General features: G+C 29.5%; 18 protein-coding genes. 6 read left to right on the forward strand and 12 right to left on the reverse strand.

Going from position 1 to position 17,244, the window contains the following annotated elements:
• The 3 genes from FP421_RS05700 to FP421_RS05710 are packed head-to-tail and all read right to left on the reverse strand — an operon-like array spanning position 1 to position 2,395.
• Positions 1 to 420, reverse strand: coding sequence for a hypothetical protein (locus FP421_RS05700; protein WP_159948455.1), 420 nt, complete (start codon positions 418 to 420; stop codon positions 1 to 3).
• Positions 420 to 1,763 carry an adenylosuccinate lyase gene (gene purB / locus FP421_RS05705; RefSeq protein ID WP_159948457.1) on the reverse strand — a complete coding sequence of 448 codons (1,344 nt, stop codon included), beginning with the start codon at positions 1,761 to 1,763 and terminating at the stop codon, positions 420 to 422. Before purB ends, FP421_RS05700 begins: the two co-directional genes overlap by 1 nt.
• Positions 1,764 to 1,807: 44 nt before the next feature.
• Entirely contained in the window at positions 1,808 to 2,395 is a 588-nt protein-coding gene (locus FP421_RS05710) for an adenylosuccinate lyase (protein ID WP_159948459.1), read from the reverse strand.
• A gap of 42 nt (positions 2,396 to 2,437) precedes the next feature.
• Between FP421_RS05710 and FP421_RS05715 the strand changes: the two genes are divergently transcribed.
• From FP421_RS05715 to FP421_RS05730, 4 genes are all read left to right on the forward strand, one after another.
• Complete coding sequence (locus tag FP421_RS05715) at positions 2,438 to 3,154, forward strand: toxin-antitoxin system YwqK family antitoxin (RefSeq protein WP_159948461.1); 717 nt, start codon at positions 2,438 to 2,440, stop codon at positions 3,152 to 3,154.
• Between the two features lie 102 nt (positions 3,155 to 3,256).
• Entirely contained in the window at positions 3,257 to 4,444 is a 1,188-nt protein-coding gene (gene mnmA, locus FP421_RS05720) for a tRNA 2-thiouridine(34) synthase MnmA (protein WP_159948463.1), read from the forward strand.
• A 34-nt stretch (positions 4,445 to 4,478) separates the two neighbouring features.
• Positions 4,479 to 6,155 carry a S8 family serine peptidase gene (locus FP421_RS05725; RefSeq protein WP_159948465.1) on the forward strand — a complete coding sequence of 559 codons (1,677 nt, stop codon included), beginning with the start codon at positions 4,479 to 4,481 and terminating at the stop codon, positions 6,153 to 6,155.
• Positions 6,155 to 7,090, forward strand: coding sequence for an NAD(P)H-dependent flavin oxidoreductase (locus tag FP421_RS05730; RefSeq protein WP_159948467.1), 936 nt, complete (start codon positions 6,155 to 6,157; stop codon positions 7,088 to 7,090). Before FP421_RS05725 ends, FP421_RS05730 begins: the two co-directional genes overlap by 1 nt.
• Positions 7,091 to 7,313: 223 nt before the next feature.
• On the opposite strand, the gene FP421_RS05735 is transcribed toward FP421_RS05730, so the two are convergent.
• The 3 genes from FP421_RS05735 to mtaB form a co-directional block, all read right to left on the reverse strand.
• Positions 7,314 to 8,213, reverse strand: a complete 900-nt coding sequence (locus tag FP421_RS05735) for a lytic transglycosylase domain-containing protein (RefSeq protein ID WP_201288803.1) — start codon at positions 8,211 to 8,213, stop codon at positions 7,314 to 7,316.
• A 43-nt stretch (positions 8,214 to 8,256) separates the two neighbouring features.
• Entirely contained in the window at positions 8,257 to 8,916 is a 660-nt protein-coding gene (locus FP421_RS05740; protein ID WP_159948469.1) for an alpha/beta hydrolase, read from the reverse strand.
• Between the two features lie 68 nt (positions 8,917 to 8,984).
• Entirely contained in the window at positions 8,985 to 10,319 is a 1,335-nt protein-coding gene (mtaB, locus tag FP421_RS05745; RefSeq protein WP_159948471.1) for a tRNA (N(6)-L-threonylcarbamoyladenosine(37)-C(2))-methylthiotransferase MtaB, read from the reverse strand.
• A gap of 123 nt (positions 10,320 to 10,442) precedes the next feature.
• Here mtaB and FP421_RS05750 point away from each other — a divergent pair, with 123 nt between their 5' ends.
• Positions 10,443 to 10,940 carry a GNAT family N-acetyltransferase gene (locus FP421_RS05750; protein WP_159948473.1) on the forward strand — a complete coding sequence of 166 codons (498 nt, stop codon included), beginning with the start codon at positions 10,443 to 10,445 and terminating at the stop codon, positions 10,938 to 10,940.
• Positions 10,937 to 11,254: an antibiotic biosynthesis monooxygenase family protein gene (locus tag FP421_RS05755; RefSeq protein WP_159948475.1), complete on the forward strand. Its 318-nt coding sequence runs from the start codon at positions 10,937 to 10,939 to the stop codon at positions 11,252 to 11,254. Before FP421_RS05750 ends, FP421_RS05755 begins: the two co-directional genes overlap by 4 nt.
• Before the next feature lie 11 nt (positions 11,255 to 11,265).
• Here the strand turns inward: FP421_RS05755 and FP421_RS05760 are convergent, their stop codons facing one another.
• From FP421_RS05760 to FP421_RS05785, 6 genes are all read right to left on the reverse strand, one after another.
• Positions 11,266 to 12,426: an FAD-dependent monooxygenase gene (locus FP421_RS05760; protein ID WP_159948477.1), complete on the reverse strand. Its 1,161-nt coding sequence runs from the start codon at positions 12,424 to 12,426 to the stop codon at positions 11,266 to 11,268.
• Between the two features lie 82 nt (positions 12,427 to 12,508).
• The gene (locus FP421_RS05765; protein ID WP_159948479.1) at positions 12,509 to 13,522 is read right to left on the reverse strand and encodes an endonuclease/exonuclease/phosphatase family protein; all 1,014 of its coding nucleotides are present in this window, start codon (positions 13,520 to 13,522) and stop codon (positions 12,509 to 12,511) included.
• A 1-nt stretch (position 13,523) separates the two neighbouring features.
• Positions 13,524 to 14,378, reverse strand: coding sequence for a rhomboid family intramembrane serine protease (locus FP421_RS05770; RefSeq protein ID WP_159948481.1), 855 nt, complete (start codon positions 14,376 to 14,378; stop codon positions 13,524 to 13,526).
• Positions 14,378 to 15,112, reverse strand: coding sequence for a rhomboid family intramembrane serine protease (locus tag FP421_RS05775; RefSeq protein ID WP_159948483.1), 735 nt, complete (start codon positions 15,110 to 15,112; stop codon positions 14,378 to 14,380). The genes FP421_RS05770 and FP421_RS05775 overlap by 1 nt, the downstream gene beginning before the upstream one ends.
• Before the next feature lie 2 nt (positions 15,113 to 15,114).
• Positions 15,115 to 16,932: a DNA mismatch repair endonuclease MutL gene (gene mutL / locus FP421_RS05780; RefSeq protein ID WP_159948485.1), complete on the reverse strand. Its 1,818-nt coding sequence runs from the start codon at positions 16,930 to 16,932 to the stop codon at positions 15,115 to 15,117.
• Positions 16,932 to 17,210 (reverse strand): riboflavin synthase subunit beta, encoded by a 279-nt coding sequence (locus FP421_RS05785; protein ID WP_159948487.1) that lies wholly within the window; start codon positions 17,208 to 17,210, stop codon positions 16,932 to 16,934. The genes mutL and FP421_RS05785 overlap by 1 nt, the downstream gene beginning before the upstream one ends.
• Positions 17,211 to 17,244 lie beyond the last annotated feature (34 nt).

The following is a 17,244-nucleotide window of genomic DNA, read 5'->3' on the forward strand; positions in this document are numbered from 1 at the left end:
TTATTTTACTTTGTAAATCGTTCCGTCAGTTTTGTATTTACTGTACCCAATTTTTGCAGAAAAATCGTAAGAATTTTCTTTTAATTTAGTGATTTGAACAAAAATAGGATCTTTATCCAATTCCTTTTTTGGGGACTTCATTCGTAGCGTATAAAAGAAATTATTTTTCCATTTGATATATAATGTATCAATATGTTTTATTCTTTTTTCACCAGAAATACTATCGTTAGAAACACTTACAATTTTTTCATATTCTTCAATTTGGAGACTATCTTTTCTTGTAATGATGGTTTTGCTATATCCATCACCAGCAGGAATTTCAAAAACTCCTTGTTTAAATTGATCTGAATTATCCTTAATTTCTGACTTACAGGAATATAAAGCGATAAAAGCGATTAGTATTACTAATGTTTTTTTCATTAAATACCGGTATAATTTGCTGGAGTTATTGCTTTTAATTCTTTTTTGATTTCTGTAGAAACTTCTAAAGTATCAATAAAATTAGCAATAGACTCTTGATTTATTTTAGCATTGGTTCTAGTTAGTCCTTTTAAAGCTTCATAAGGATTTGGATATGCCTCACGTCTTAAAATGGTCTGAATTGCCTCTGCTACAACAGCCCAATTATTTTCTAAATCATCTTCAAACTTCTGTTTGTTTAATAACAATTTATTTAAGCCTTTTAAGGTAGAAGTAAAACCAATAATGGTATGACCAAAAGGAACACCAACATTACGTAAAACAGTACTATCTGTTAAATCACGTTGCAAACGAGAAATTGGTAATTTTGCAGAAAGATGTTCAAAAATTGCGTTTGCGATTCCTAAATTTCCTTCTGAGTTTTCAAAATCAATAGGGTTTACTTTATGTGGCATAGCAGAAGAACCTACTTCCCCTTTTTTAATTTTCTGCTTAAAGTAATCCATAGAAACATAGGTCCAGAAATCTCTATCTAAATCAATAATAATGGTGTTGATACGTTTTAAAGTATCAAACAACGCAGCCATATGATCGTAATGTTCTATTTGAGTTGTTGGAAAAGAATGTTGTAAACCTAATTTTTCTTGTACAAATTCAGTTCCAAAAGCCTTCCAATCAATTGTAGGATAAGCTACTTTATGAGCATTATAATTACCAGTTGCGCCACCAAATTTTGCAGCACTTGGTATATCATTTAATAAATTGAATTGTTCTTTTAAACGTACAACAAAAACATCAATCTCTTTTCCTAAACGTGTTGGAGATGCAGGCTGACCATGTGTTCTTGCCAACATAGAAATGTCAGACCACTCAATCACTAACTCTTGTAATTTCTTTAAAACTTCAAGATATTGAGGTACAAAAACATCGTTCATTGCTTCTTTAATCGAAAGCGGAACTGCAGTATTGTTAATGTCTTGAGACGTCAAGCCAAAGTGAATAAACTCTTTGTCTTTTTGTAACCCTAAAGCATCAAATTTTTCTTTGATAAAATACTCAACCGCTTTTACATCGTGATTGGTGATTTTTTCAATATCTTTTATTTTTTGAGCATCATCAGCATTAAAGTTAATATAAATTTTACGTAAATCTTCAAACAAATCTGTATTAAAATTAGCCAATTGTGGTAGCGGAATTTCACAAAGTGCAATAAAATATTCTATTTCAACGCGAACACGATATTTTATTAAAGCTTCTTCAGAAAAATAGTTTGCTAATTTATCAATTTTACCTCTGTAACGACCATCAATAGGAGAGATGGCATTTAATTGTGTGATGTTCATTTTTAGTTCTGTTGTTAACTGCAAAAATAGGCATTTCAATAGATTTATAAACGGGTTTTTTGATGTTTTTCTATCAACTCTAAAATATGTCTACCTCTTGCTTTTGTACCTTTACTTTCATGAATAATTTTGGTTTCAATGATGTGTTTTAATTCAGGATGAATCCAATCTCGTTTTAAACCAAATAAATATAGAGTTGTCATTGTATAGGCTCTCACAGCAATTTTTTGAGGTGTGATTAACCAATCAAATCCAGTTTCTACAATATTATCAATTTGTTGTACAGTGAGTTCTTTTTTTATTTGATTCTCATGTTTAAAAAAATATGCTTCAGCCAAGTGTTCACAAATTTTAGCACAAGGTCTTATAGCACTATCAAATTTTAAAGTTGATATGTTTTCTGAGAATTCATCCAAATGCGGAATCATCCATTCTAAATTATGATGAGTACAAATCCATTCTAAAATCCAAGCTGCTTTGATTGATGTTTTATGATCCACATCAAAAGTTATGTAAATTAAATCTTTAAATAAATTTTGATTTTCTAGCACAATATTTGCCACTCTTTGCCTGTTTTCTTTTTTAGCATTCTCTATGTTATTGAGTTGTTCTGTTAAAAAAAGTATACTCATTTTGGTACGATTAATGTATATTTACTCAAAAATTGGATATCAATGATAAATATAAAAAGACTACTTTTTGTTTTTCCTTTTTTGGTCTGTTTTTTTCTCTCTTTTAATGGTTTTTCTCAAAAAATCAATCAGTTTGATAAAAATGGAAAAAGAACTGGTATTTGGAAAAAATATTATCCGAACAAAAGAATACGGTATTCAGGTCAATTTGAAAACGGAAAAGAAGTTGGAGTTTTTAAGTTTTACGACATTACTGAGTCAAAATTTCCTGTCATTGTAAAAACTTTTTTTGAACAATCAGATTCTTTATTTGTTCAGTTTTATACCTTAAAAGGTAAAATTCAGACAGAAGGTGTTATTAATGGAAAAAAACGAGTTGGAAATTGGAAATATTTCTATCCTGATGGAACATTAATGTCTGAAGAAAATTATAAAGATGGGAAATTAGAAGGGGAACAATTGGTGTATTATCCAGATGGACAAGTAACTGAATTTGCAATTTACAAGGATGGAAAATTAGATGGAGTAGTGAGTAAATATTCTAGTAAAGGCATCTTGATTGAAGAAATTACTTACAAAAATGGAAAGCCAAATGGTTTGGCAAAATACTTTGAACTTAATGGTGATTTAAAAGAAACAGGTCATTATAAAGATGGTAAACGAATTGGTAAATGGGAGTTTTATATGGATGGTGAAATTTCCACAAAAAAAGACAAGAAGAAACAAAGTTCTTTCACGAAGAAAAAAGAGAATAAATAATTTAAAACTTTAATTACGATTTTTTTTTTCAATTTATACATCAAATTTTTCAAAGTGTAAATCATTAACAAAGTTGTAACTTTGCATTCTCAAAAATACAAAATGAAACGAGTAGTTGTTGGTCTTTCTGGTGGCGTAGATAGTAGTGTTACTGCATATTTGCTTAAGGAACAAGGGTATGAAGTTATTGGTCTTTTTATGAAAAATTGGCACGATGATTCTGTTACCATTTCTAATGAATGTCCTTGGTTAGAAGATAGTAATGATGCAATGATTGTTGCTGAAAAACTCGGAATTCCCTTTCAAGTGGTTGATTTAAGCGAACAATACAAAGAACGTATTGTAGATTATATGTTTGATGAATATTCTAAAGGAAGAACTCCAAATCCTGATGTGTTGTGTAACAGAGAGATCAAGTTTGATGTTTTTATGGATATTGCCCTAAAATTAGGAGCAGATTATGTGGCTACTGGTCATTATTGTAGAAAAGGAGAAGAAATCATCAATAGTCAACCTGTTTATAAATTATTAGCTGGTAAAGATACCAATAAAGATCAGTCTTATTTTTTATGTCAGCTTTCTCAAGAGCAATTGGCAAAAGCATTGTTTCCTATTGGAGAATTGACAAAACCAGAAGTTAGAGAAATTGCCAAAGAAGCCGATTTAATTACAGCCGAAAAGAAAGATTCTCAAGGATTGTGTTTTATAGGAAAAGTACGTTTACCAGAATTTTTACAACAAAAACTACAACCTAAAGAAGGTGAAATAGTAACCATTCCTGCTAATTTTACAGCGTACACAAAACCAATTCCAAAGTTTGAAAACAAGGAAGCTGAGTTGAATTATTTTTCAACTAAATTCTCCTATAATAAAAATGATGGAAAAGTAGTAGGGAAACATCAAGGAGCACATTATTTTACTAAAGGTCAACGTAAAGGATTAAATGTTGGAGGTACAAAAGAAGCATTATATGTTATAGAAACAGATGTTTATGAAAATGTAATTTATACTGGAGAAGGCAAAAATCATCAAGGACTATACAGAAATGTTTTGTTTGTTTCTAATGAAGAAATTCATTGGATTCGTGAAGATTTGGCTTTAAAATCAGGCGAAATAATGGAAGTTGATGCAAGAATACGATATAGACAAACTTTAGAAAAAGCAACTTTGTACAAAGTAGATAATGGTTTATACGTTGAGTTTGAAAATAAACAATCTGCCATACAAGAAGGACAGTTTGTAGCATGGTATAAAAATGAAGAATTATTAGGTTCTGGTGTAATTTCTTAACAATTATAAATTAAAAAAACAGTAATTTAGTTGAATGAAGAAATTAATACTTTTTTTATTCACAGTTACTTTCTTTACTTCATTTTCTCAAACTGAGGATGCTTGGTTATTTTTAAAAGATAAGCCTAATAAAACGAGTTACTTAAATAACCCTTTAACAATGCTTTCTCAAAGGGCATTAGATAGAAGAGCAAATTTAAACATCTCTTTAGATTCTTTGGATGTACCAATTGATGAAAACTATTACAACCTACTTAAAAAAGAATCAAAAATTACAATTTTAGGCAAATCCAAATGGTTAAATGCGGTTCATATTCAAGGAGAAGTTGATGATATTCAGAATTTAATTACAAGTTACAGCTTTATTAAAAATATTGAATTTGCAAATAAATCTTTGAACACTTCAGGAAAATCATCTTCAACATCAAAAAATATACTTCCAAATCATTATAAAAAATTTAGTAAAACCACTTCAAGTTTTAATTATGGTGATGCAGAAAATCAAATAAAAATGTTAAGAGGAGATTTTCTTCATAATCAAGGTTTAACAGGCGAAAACCAAATCATTGCAGTCATAGATGCAGGCTTTCTTAATGTGAATACTCTAGATGCTTTTCAAAGAATAAGAGAAAATAACCAAATTTTGGGCGGCTATAACTTTGCTGATAGAAATGAGAATATTTATTCCAGAGACAGTCATGGGACTCATGTTTTATCTGCTATTTCAGGATATATTAAAGATAAATTTACAGGAACAGCACCAGATGCCAAATTTTATTTATTCATTTCAGAAATGGTAGAATCTGAAACCGTTTTAGAAGAAACGTTATGGGTTGAAGCAGCTGAAAGATCAGATAGTTTAGGGGTTGATGTAATTAACACTTCACTGGGTTATACCACATTTGATAATCCAGAACATAACCATTCTTATGCTGATATGGATGGAAAAACTACCTTTATTTCCAGAGGCGCTGAAATTGCGGCTTCCAGAGGAATGTTGTTGGTGAATTCAGCAGGTAATAGTGGTGGTGGTTCTTGGAAATATATTGGAGCACCAGCAGATGCACCTTCTGTAATTACTGTAGGAGCTGTAGATGCATCAAGAAATATAGCTTCATTTAGCTCTTTTGGACCAACATCAGATGGAAGAATAAAACCAGAAATTTTAGGGCAAGGCCAGAGTCCTGCTGTAATTAATTATAGTACTGGAGAGGGTATGACATCATCAAGTGGAACCTCGTTTTCTTCTCCTATTATTGCTGGTTTGATTGCTTGTTTAAATCAGAATCAAGGATTTGCATTAAAATCCTCAAAAAAAACAGTAGACAATTTTAATAATTACTTAAAGCAATCTGTATATGAATCTGCAGATATGTTCGATAACCCACAAGATCAACACGGATATGGAATTCCAAATTTTGAAATTGCATTGAACAATTATATCGCTTCAATAGCTGCTGTAAATGATAGTTCTATTACAGAATTAAAAGTTTATCCAAATCCAATAACAAGTACATTTACAATTTCTATTGATAACCAAAACAAGAATGATTATACTGCTCAAATATTTAATCTTTTAGGAAAAAAAGTTTTAGATATAAAGAATATAAATTCTAGAATTATTGATGTTTCTACTATAGATAAAGGTGTTTATTTGCTAAAAATATCGAGTGCACATCAATACAGAACTTTAAAATTGATAAAAAAATAATGGAAAACACCATCACTCAACTTTTTAATATCGATTATCCAATAATACAAGGAGGAATGGTTTGGGTTTCTGGATGGAAACTCGCATCAGCTGTATCAAATTCGGGTGGTCTAGGCTTAATTGGTGCAGGTTCTATGTATCCAGAAGTATTGAGAGAGCATATACAAAAATGTAAAAAAGCTACCGATAAACCTTTTGGTGTTAATGTGCCAATGTTGTATCCAGATATTGAAAAAATAATGGAGATTATTATAGAGGAAGGGGTTAAGGTAGTTTTTACATCTGCTGGTAATCCTAAGACATGGACATCTTTTTTAAAAGAAAAAGGAATTACGGTGGTTCATGTTGTAAGCTCAGTAAAATTTGCATTAAAAGCAGAAATTGCAGGAGTAGACGCAGTTGTTTGTGAAGGATTTGAAGCTGGAGGCCATAATGGACGTGAGGAAACCACAACGTTTACTTTGATTCCTATGGTAAAAGAACAAGTAAAAATCCCTGTAATTGCTGCAGGAGGAGTTGGTTCTGGAAAAGCAATGTTAGCTGCTATGGTTTTGGGTGCAGATGGTGTACAAATTGGAAGTAGATTTGCAGCAACAGAAGAATCTTCTGCACATCAAAAATTTAAAGATGTAATTGTTGATGTAAAAGATGGTGATACTCATTTAACGTTAAAAGAATTGGCTCCTGTTAGATTGGTAAAGAACAACTTTTATAATGAAGTGCAGGAATTGTATCAACAAAACCCAACTAAAGAGCAATTAAAAGAATTGTTAGGAAGAGCACGTGCTAAAAAAGGAATGTTTGAAGGTGATTTAGAAAATGGTGAATTAGAAATTGGTCAGGTTGCAGGATTAATTCATGATATTAAATCTGCTAAAGAGGTTTTAAATGAAATCATAAATGAGTTTCATGTCACAAAAAAACTTCTTTGTTAGTTGCCTTTTTTTAACTTCTTAAATCTAGTTATTCCAGCATAAATCACAAATGCACCAAATAAAACTCTAAAAAACAGGTAGATAAATTTATTTTTTGTTTCAAAACCCAAGAGTATATAATAACTTTCTTTTTCTGAAGAAAAGTTGGTGAATCCTTTTACAATTAATATAAATCCTACGATATAATATACATAAGGAAGTATTTTATTTACAGTATTCATAACTAGATAGGTATCTTAATTTTATATAGTTTTCTACTTTTATTATTTAATTTATTTTCTCTTAACCAAGGATTGTGAATTTTGAGTTCTTTGTAAGTAATTCCAAATTTTTTTGCAAATGAAGCAATATTAGTAATTACAGTGTCAACTTTTACAGTTCTAGTTTTAGGTAAGGTGTATAAATCCTCTTCATCATAAACAAAACCATATTTTTCAGGATTAGAAATCACCTCTTTTAAAGCTATGATTCTAAACACATACCTTTCAGTTTCATCAGGTAATAAAGCATCGTAATAACTATTAACCTGTTGTGTCTTTAGTCTTTTAGCAACACCGTAGTTACCTGCATTATATGCAGCAGCAGCTAGTGTCCAAGAACCAAACCTTTCTTTTGATTTTTTTAGGTATTCAGCTGCAACTTTAGTTGATTTATCAATGTTATAACGTTCATCAACATTTCTGTTAATTTCAAGGCCATATTCCTTTCCTGTTGCTTTCATAAAGTGCCACATTCCTGCTGCTCCAGCAGAAGAAGTTTCATCTATAAAAGCACTTTCAGCTAAAGCTAAAAATTTAAAATCGTCTGGTAAACCATACTTTTTTAACAAGGGCTCTAGTATAGGGAAATATTTATTTGCTCTTTTTATCAATAACAAACCATTAGATTGCCAATAGGTATTTACCAAAAGCTCTCTGTCCATTCTTTCTTTAATATCAGGGTTTTCTAAAGGAACTCTCTCTCCTGCAAGATTCAAATTTTTAGGGAGTTTTAAAGCTTTTATTTTATAAGTTTGATGTGTACTTGATTTTGGCTCAGTTGTGTTTTTATCAATAGCATTAATAAAAAAAACAGTAATACATACAATACTTAATAACGATAGAAAACGTAGTGATTTGTTCATATTTATACAATTTATACCATAAAAATATGAAAATGTAGGTGTACTAACAAGTTAAAACGTCATCAATAATTTTTGATATTTTTTTTGCCTTAGTTAATATCATAATATGCGTTCCATTTTTTATTTCGATACAATTAGAAATGTTATTTAAAGGAAAAACATGATCTTTTGTTCCGTGAATATGTACAATATTTTCAGAATATTTATCTTGATCCCAATTGATAACTTTAGAAATTGACCAATTTAAATAAGTTTTACTTCTAACAGAAAGATATTTTTTATAAACTTTAGCTCTTTTTTTTAAAGATTTCCCTAAAAAATATTGAGCATAATCCTCAAAATTAGAAACTACTTTTGTAGGAAAAAGTTTATAGGCTTTTGTAAATTTAGCAAAATGGAATTTTTTTGGTAATTCATTTTTTTTCTTAACACTAGAGATAATAATTACCTTTTTAGTATCAATAAATTTACTTATTTCTTGTACCATAATACCCCCAAAAGAGACACCAATTAAAACTGGATTCTCACTTTTTATTTCCTCACACAAACGCATTGCGTAATTTGAGATTGATTCTTCGTGAGCTAGAGGGAGTAGCCATTTTAAGTAATGGAGTTCATATTTTTCTTTATCTAACTCAAGATTTTCAAAAATTTCTGGTCCTGCAGCTAAACCAGGCATAAGGTATATTGGAATTTTATTCATTTAAACAATTTAAAAATTTTTATAATGTTATTTTGGGGGAATAAAATTTACTTTTACTATAAAGTATTTTATGTGAGAATTTTTTGTTTAGAAAAATTAAATCTTACTAAACCATCTTTATCAATTTCTGTAAGTGTAACTTTTTGTAATGTATTTACTAACTCTGGGTTCCAAGGCGCTTTAACTTTTACGTAATTTTCTGTAAATCCGTTGATATATCCTTCTTTATTTTCGTTTTCAAACAATACAGTTAATGTGTTTCCTAATTGACTTTCATAAAATGCTCTTCTTTTTTTGGCTGATAAACCTCGTAACATTTTACTACGTTTAGCACGTACTTTTTTAGGTACAATACCATCCATTTCTACTGCTTCAGTATTGGGTCTTTCAGAGTAAGTAAAAACGTGTAAATAGGAAATATTTAGTTCATTTAAATAATTATAAGTTTCTAAAAATAATTCATCAGTTTCTCCAGGGAAACCAACAATAACATCAACACCTATGCAAGCATTAGGCATAACTTCTTTAATTTTAGAAACTCTATCTGTATAAGTTTTACGTAGATACCTACGCTTCATTTTCTTTAACAACTCATCACTTCCAGATTGTAAAGGAATGTGAAAATGAGGCACAAAAGAATTCGATTTAGAGACAAAATCAATTGTTTCATCTTTCAGTAAATTGGGTTCTATAGATGAGATTCTCAAACGATGAATACCTTCTACGGTATCCAATTCTTTTACCAATTCTAAAAAAGTATGTTCGTGTTTTTTATTGCCAAACTCTCCTTTTCCATAGTCACCAATATTAACACCAGTTAAAACAATCTCTTTAATTCCTTTAGATGATATTTCTCTGGCATTGTTGATGACATTCTCTAAGGTGTCACTTCTAGAAATTCCACGAGCTAACGGAATGGTACAATACGTACATTTGTAATCACATCCGTCTTGAACTTTTAGGAAAGCACGAGTTCTATCTCCAATAGAGTAAGAACCTACATAAAAATCAGCATCAGAAATCTCACAAGAATGAACTTCACCAATGTTGTTTTTAGTTAAATCGTTGATATAACTGGTTACATTAAACTTTTCAGTAGCACCTAAAACTAAATCTACACCATCTACAGCAGCTAATTCTTCTGGTTTTAGTTGAGCATAACACCCCACAGCAATTAAAAAAGCTTCATCATTTTTCTTTAGAGCATTTTTTACAATCGACTTAAAACGTTTGTCAGCGTTGTCAGTTACAGAGCATGTATTAATTACATAAATGTCCGCTTTTTCTTCAAATTGAACACGTTCAAAACCTTCACTCACAAAATTACGAGCAATGGTAGATGTTTCTGAAAAATTAAGTTTGCAACCTAAAGTATAAAAAGCGACTTTTTTTTCTGCAATCATTCCTGTACTTTTACTCGATAATCGAGATTTTATAATTCTAATAGCTTGTTTTAATATTTAAGATTATACTAAAACAATAGGCAGACAAAAAAAAAATGCCTTTGCAAATTTACAACATTATTGATGATTTTTGAAACAGAAAGATTACTAATTAGAAAGCTAAAATCTAGTGATTTAAATGAATTTCATAAATTGGAAAGTAATCCAAATGTTTTAAAATACGCTGATGGTGGGGTAAAGTCTTACCTAGAAAATGAAAAAGAATTAAAAGGTTTAATAGCTAAATATACTCAAAGAGATAATGATTTTTGGATTTATGCTATAGAACGAAAATTTGATTCTCAATTTGTAGGAACTTTAGCTTTGGTAAAAGATAATTTAGATGATGAAATTGGTTATCGTTTTTTAGAAAAGTACTGGGGTAATGGTTATGGATTTGAAATTTGTAAAGCAACTATAGTATATTGTAAACAATTAGGGTTAAAAAAAATAGTAGGTTATGTTGTTGATAAGAATATTGCTTCAGCTAAAATTTTAGAAAAATTGAAATTTAAAGTAGTTAAGAAATTTGTTAGTGATGATATACATTTACCAGAAACAAAATATGAATTAGAATTATGATTGTAGATCATTTGAAACCTCCATATTATGCTGTAATTTTTACCACTGTTATGAATGATGATTTAAAAGGGTATTTAGAAACTGCAAAAAGAATGGAAGATTTAGCAAAACATCAGAAAGGATATTTAGGAATTGAATCCGCAAGAAATGAAGTTGGAATTACAGTTTCTTATTGGCAAACTTTAAAAGACATTACTAACTGGAAAAATAATATCGAGCATATAGAAGCTAGAAATTTGGGGAGAGATAAATGGTACAAAAAATATCAACTTCGAATTTGTAAAGTTGAAAGGGAGTATGGTTTTGAAAACTAATAAAACGTTTATTAATAACTTTTTCTTTTGATAATACTTGGGATTTTTTTGTAAAAATAGTTTTTTAATATTAAGACCATTGAAGCAAAAAAATATTTGTATCTAGCCATTCTTACCATTAAGTGACTGAATCTTAATAATCTGCTAAATTCATTATTTAAATCATTTTGATAAGTTGCTAAAAACGATTCTGAAAAATCACCTTTTTCTAAACTCAGTGCTATTTTTTTTGCACAAATAATACCAGACATCATTCCTGTTCCAACTCCTTCTTTATAAAAAGCATTAGTTAAACCTGCAGCATCACCAACTAGTAGAAACCTTTTTCCGTACACTTTTTTAGAATTAAAATCAAAAGGGATACTCCAACCTCTCCATAAACCAATTATAGATGCATTTTTAAATTTATGAGCTACTTTTTTATGGCTATTTATAATTGATTTTATTTCATCTAATAAGTTTATGTCATATTTTTTAATAAGGTCTGTTCTTGCACCTAAACTAACATTTACACTACCATCAGCTAACGGAAAAACATAGAAAAATAAAGGAGTTTTTCGATAAACCAATCTTATTTCCGCATCATTTGTTTTAGGCAAACCTGTTACATTTTTAAAATATGCATTTACAAAAGTGGATGTAAGCTTTTTATTTGGTTTATTATCAGCAAGTTTTCTAGAAACAATTGAATTAACACCATCTGCACCTACTATAATTTTAGCTAAAATTTCTTTTCCGTCTTTAAGTTTTACCAAAATACCATCGTCTAATTCAATGATTTTTTTTACTCCGTTACCAAATTCAGAGTTAGCATATTTTTTTGATAAATGGCTAACTAAGAAATAATCAAAATCAAAACGTTTGGCATAAGTAATAACCATGTCTCTATCTTCACTTTCTTTAATATTGACGTTAAGACTATCATTAATATGAAGTTTAATAGTTTTACTGTGAATAAATTTTGGATTCTCAAGAAACGCCTTAAATAGGTTTTGGTCTAATTGTAATAAAGATTTATAAGCATATAAAATTAGTCCATCACCGCAAGTTTTATCTCTTGGAAAAGTAGACTTATCAACTATATAATGATTGATTTTCATTTTAGACAACATTAATGATGTACTAGCTCCAGAAGGCCCTGCTCCAATAATACAAACATCTGTCTTAATCATATTGATAGTTGGTTTTTAGATAAGAATACATTTAATATTTATTCAATTTGTGTTTTAAATTTTTTGGACAAAATTAATCATATTACCAACTAACACTGGCAGCAATTGCATAATGATCTGAATATTTTTTATCAAAAGTCATAAATTGATTTACAATTGAACTTTCATCAGTTAAGATATAATCAATCCTCATAGGAAACCAATAATTAAATGTTTTTCCAAATCCTTTTCCTGCCTCTAAAAACGCATCTTTTTTATTTTTAGAAATTTGATTATATACCCAAGAATATGCTGTATTGTTAAAATCTCCACAAACTATTTTTTTTCCTTTCCATTGTTTTTCATGAGCTAAAAACACATCAACTTGTTGGGCTTGTAATTTAAAACGGTATTTTAAACTTTGAATTAATTTTTGAGAATCTTCCTCTCCAAAATTTTCTTTTTCAGGTTTTATATTTAATGACTGCAAATGCAAATTATAAACTCTAATAGTGTCTTTCTCTCTTAAGATGTCTGTAAAAATTATTCCATTAGAGCTTGATTTTCCTAATTCTAAAAAACCTTTTTTAATAATTGGAAATTTAGAATAAATAGCCATACCATAGCCTCCTTTTTTATACCTTTTTTTTATGTATTTGTAAGGGTAGTTAATAGCATATTTAGGCAATGACATATATTCTTGAATTGCTACAACATCTGGATTATTAGATTGAATTAGGCTTTTTATTTTAGTGTCAATTTCTTTTTCATCATTCCATTTCCAGTGATTAAACATCCTAACATTATAACTCATTATTTTTAATTCATTATTTGTTTCAGAATTTTCTTCTGTTAATTTATAAAATGGAGTTACTGCAAACCATCCTACTATTAAAACAAGCAAAGAGGTTAAAAATTGTTTTTTTAGTTTAATTAGCCAGTAAATAAAAAAAGCAATATTAAAAATCAATAAAAAAGGAACAAAAAGACTTAAAACTGCGAAAACCGGAATTGATTTTGGAGATATATAGGGCAAGAAATAGGATAACAATAAAAGTACAGCTGCTACTGAATTTATTATGTATAAAATCTTGTCTAAAAGTGACAGTTTTTTCATGCTACTTTTTACCTTGTTTAAATAAGAAATCTTTCTCTGCTTTAGTCAAACTATCATAACCAGATTTACTTATTTTATCTAAAATACTATCAATTTGTTGTTGTGTTAAATTGTTTGTTTTAGACCTTGAAGTAGCTTTTTTTCCTGATTTGTATACGGTTTTTAAAGGTTTCTTTTTTGAAGTAAATAATAATGAAATTTTATCCCAAATTTTTATTTCTTTATTTGATGCTTGATTCACATATAAAAACCCAAATAAAGCGCCACCTAAATGGGCAAAATGTCCACCAGCATTTCCTCCAATTAAACCTAAAACATCTAAACCTACCCAAATTGCTGCAATATGCCAAAGCTTTACAAAACCAATAAATCGTATTTTTAATTGATAATTGGGTATGTATGTAGCAATTCCTATAAATATAGCTGAAATTCCTGCTGAAGCACCTACTAACTGAGGTTGTGTTCCCTCAAATAACGGAAAGTAATTATGGCTTACTATAAATAGAATTCCGCCAAAAAAAGTTCCTAATAAATAAAAGTTAAGCAACTGTTTTTGTGTAAAATATTGGATGAATAAATTTCCGATGAAATACAATGCAATTAAATTAAAAATGATATGTAAAAAACCAGCATGTAAAAAACCATAAGAAATGAGCGTCCATGGTTTTGTTAACAAAGAATCAAAACTATAATCTAAAGCAAACCAATCAAAAATAAAATCACCTTGACTTTTATATAAACCAAAAATTACACTTAATAATAACGCTAAGACAAAGACACCAATATTAATGAAAATAAGTTTCTCAACAATATTACCTGTTTTATAGCGTAGTTTTATGTCGTTTATAAAACTCATTAATTAAATCTTTTAAATTGATTTTTTTTCCAATACCAAGCTATTAAAAAACCGATTAATGCTCCTCCAATATGTGCAAAATGGGCAATATTACCAACTGAATAATCTGTCATACCAAAGAATAAATCAAAAGCTAGAATCCCAGGAATAAAGTATTTAGCAGCTATTGGAACAGGAAAAAATATCAGTGCCAATTTTGCATCTTTAAAGTACATTCCAAAGGCTACTAAAACACCATACACAGCACCAGAAGCACCTACTGCTTTGGCATTAAACAAACCAATAATTTTATTAAATTGATCTTGCGTAATATTTTGAACAATTCTTTGATCATTTGTACTTCCAGATTCTAATATCGTTAAAATCTCTGACGGATTTAAACCAGCATTCACAAACAGCTCATAAATTCCGTTAAACTGATAATAATTCACTAAAGTATAGATTGCACCAGCTCCTAAACCTGCAGAAAAATAGAAAAAAAGAAACTTTTTCTTACCCCACATTTGCTCTAAAGGTGTACCAAAAGCCCACAAACCATACATGTTAAATAGGATGTGTCCAAAACCACCATGCATAAACATGTGAGTGATGTATTGCCAAATTCCAAAATGTTCATTTTTAGGAAAATGAAGAGCCAATATATTAGAAAAATCCAATTGCAAAAGTTGCGGAGCAACAAATACAATTACATTGATAATGATTAAGTGTTTTATAGCATCTGTAAGTCTATTCATGTTTAACTATTAAATAGATTATCAATTTCGTTTAAGGTTAAGGTTTTAAATGTTGGTTTTCCAAAAGGTGATGTTGATGGATCTTTGCAAGAAAACAAATCGTTCACCAAACCTTCTTGTTCTTTTTCAGACAATTGTGTTCCTGTTTTTATCGATAGTGTTTTGGCAAACGATTTTGCCATCACATCAAAATGACTAAAACTAGCATCAGGAACTTCTAAATCAATATCATTTAATAGTTCTTCTAAAATAATAGTGATTTTACTCTCAGTTACAGAAACAGGAATTCCTTTAATGGTAACACTGTCTTTGGTAAATTCATCAAAAGAAAAACCAGCATTTTCTAACTCTGTTTTTATGGTGTAAATCATTTCTATTTCTTTGGATGAAAATGAAATTTTTACAGGAAACAATAACTGCTGACTATTGGCTTCTTTTACAGTAATGCTTTCTAAAAAATCTTCGTACAAAATACGTTGATGTGCCAAAGATTGATTGATTAAAACTACTCCAGATTTTATAGAACTTAACAAATATTTACGTTGAATTTGAAACGTTTGTTGTGTTTTTACTTCTTGCTGATTATCAAATAATTCTTCTTGATTTTGCTGAGTTTCAACAGCAACAGACGTATATAAAGCTTCCCAACTCTCAGCTTGTTTTTGTGGTTTGTATGTTGAACTTGAAGATGTTGTGTTTACTTCCTCTTTAAAAGGATTAAAATTGGGATCAACAGAAATCTTAGGCGATTTTGTACTTACAGATTTTGAATTAAAATGATAAGGTGTGTCTAAATTGGCGTCTCTATTAAAATCTAAAACAGGCGCAACATTATATTGACCTAAACTGTGTTTTACAGTTGCTCTAAGCATTGCATACAATGCCTTTTCATTATCAAATTTAATTTCTGTTTTTGTTGGGTGAATGTTAATGTCTATTGTAGTTGCAGGAACTGTTAAATACAAAAAATAGGAGGGATGAGAACCTTGTTCTAACAATCCATCAAAAGCATTTACCACAGCATGATTTAAATACGAGCTTTTTATAAAACGGTCATTCACAAAAAAGAATTGTTCACCTCGTTTTCTCTTTGAAAATTCTGGTTTTGCTACAAAACCTTCTATGGTTAATATATCAGTTTGCTCATCAATAGGAACTAATTTTTCATTCATTTTAGTTCCAAAAACAGCCACAATTCGCTTTCTTAAATTACTATTTTTTAAATGATATACTTCGTTATCATTATGATGTAATAAAAAAGCAATACTAGGATGTGCTAACGCAACTCTTTGAAATTCATCAATAATATGACGAGTCTCAACAGTATCAGATTTTAAAAAGTTTCTCCTTGCAGGAATGTTATAGAACAAGTTTTTAACAGCAATACTTGTTCCTTTTCCTGTGGATATAAAATCTTGTGAAATTACTTTACTACCTTCAATTTTTATGCAAGTACCTAACTCTTCACTTTCTTGCTTGGTTTTTAACTCTATATGAGCAATTGCAGCAATAGAAGCTAAGGCTTCACCACGAAAACCTTTGGTACATAAATTGAATAAATCTTCCGCTTTTTGAATTTTAGATGTTGCATGACGCTCAAAACACATTCTTGCGTCTGTGGTGCTCATTCCTTTACCATCATCAATTACCTGAATTAGTGTTTTACCAGCATCTTTTAATAATAATTTGATGTTTGTGGCACCAGCATCAATGGCATTTTCTAACAACTCTTTCACTACAGAAGCAGGACGTTGTACGACTTCTCCAGCAGCGATTTGGTTGGCTACGTGATCAGGTAAAAGTTGAATGATGTCTGACATTAACGCTTTGTAAATATGGTTAAATCAAAATCAATGATAAATAAAAACAGTAAAACTAATACAGCAATAATAATAAGGATGGTTTTGTTTACTCCATTCTCTTTAACGTCTTTTAACTCGCTAAATGCATCGTTAACTTTTGTTTTGATACCTCTTTTTTTACCAGCAGTTTTTCTAAATTTATCAAGCTTATGCTCAATTTTAAACGGATTTCCCTCACCCTTGTAATAACGAGGTTGATAATCAAATTGTTTATGTGTGCGTTTTAAAAATCCCATAATTAAAATTTAATTGGTTTCTATTGATTAAGAA

Source organism: Polaribacter septentrionalilitoris, from assembly GCF_009832745.1.
GTDB lineage: Bacteria > Bacteroidota > Bacteroidia > Flavobacteriales > Flavobacteriaceae > Polaribacter > Polaribacter septentrionalilitoris.

Excerpts from the sequence above, each read along its gene's own strand:
- FP421_RS05735 (WP_201288803.1), bottom strand. The coding sequence starts at position 8,213 with ATGAACAAATCACTACGTTTTCTATCGTTATTAAGTATTGTATGTATT.
- FP421_RS05785 (WP_159948487.1), bottom strand. The coding sequence starts at position 17,210 with ATGGGATTTTTAAAACGCACACATAAACAATTTGATTATCAACCTCGT.
- FP421_RS05710 (WP_159948459.1), bottom strand. The coding sequence starts at position 2,395 with ATGAGTATACTTTTTTTAACAGAACAACTCAATAACATAGAGAATGCT.
- FP421_RS05715 (WP_159948461.1), top strand. The coding sequence starts at position 2,438 with ATGATAAATATAAAAAGACTACTTTTTGTTTTTCCTTTTTTGGTCTGT.
- purB (WP_159948457.1), bottom strand. The coding sequence starts at position 1,763 with ATGAACATCACACAATTAAATGCCATCTCTCCTATTGATGGTCGTTAC.
- FP421_RS05730 (WP_159948467.1), top strand. The coding sequence starts at position 6,155 with ATGGAAAACACCATCACTCAACTTTTTAATATCGATTATCCAATAATA.
- mnmA (WP_159948463.1), top strand. The coding sequence starts at position 3,257 with ATGAAACGAGTAGTTGTTGGTCTTTCTGGTGGCGTAGATAGTAGTGTT.
- FP421_RS05700 (WP_159948455.1), bottom strand. The coding sequence starts at position 420 with ATGAAAAAAACATTAGTAATACTAATCGCTTTTATCGCTTTATATTCC.
- FP421_RS05750 (WP_159948473.1), top strand. The coding sequence starts at position 10,443 with ATGATTTTTGAAACAGAAAGATTACTAATTAGAAAGCTAAAATCTAGT.
- FP421_RS05760 (WP_159948477.1), bottom strand. The coding sequence starts at position 12,426 with ATGATTAAGACAGATGTTTGTATTATTGGAGCAGGGCCTTCTGGAGCT.
- FP421_RS05755 (WP_159948475.1), top strand. The coding sequence starts at position 10,937 with ATGATTGTAGATCATTTGAAACCTCCATATTATGCTGTAATTTTTACC.
- mutL (WP_159948485.1), bottom strand. The coding sequence starts at position 16,932 with ATGTCAGACATCATTCAACTTTTACCTGATCACGTAGCCAACCAAATC.
- mtaB (WP_159948471.1), bottom strand. The coding sequence starts at position 10,319 with ATGATTGCAGAAAAAAAAGTCGCTTTTTATACTTTAGGTTGCAAACTT.
- FP421_RS05770 (WP_159948481.1), bottom strand. The coding sequence starts at position 14,378 with ATGAGTTTTATAAACGACATAAAACTACGCTATAAAACAGGTAATATT.
- FP421_RS05775 (WP_159948483.1), bottom strand. The coding sequence starts at position 15,112 with ATGAATAGACTTACAGATGCTATAAAACACTTAATCATTATCAATGTA.
- FP421_RS05765 (WP_159948479.1), bottom strand. The coding sequence starts at position 13,522 with ATGAAAAAACTGTCACTTTTAGACAAGATTTTATACATAATAAATTCA.
- FP421_RS05740 (WP_159948469.1), bottom strand. The coding sequence starts at position 8,916 with ATGAATAAAATTCCAATATACCTTATGCCTGGTTTAGCTGCAGGACCA.
- FP421_RS05725 (WP_159948465.1), top strand. The coding sequence starts at position 4,479 with ATGAAGAAATTAATACTTTTTTTATTCACAGTTACTTTCTTTACTTCA.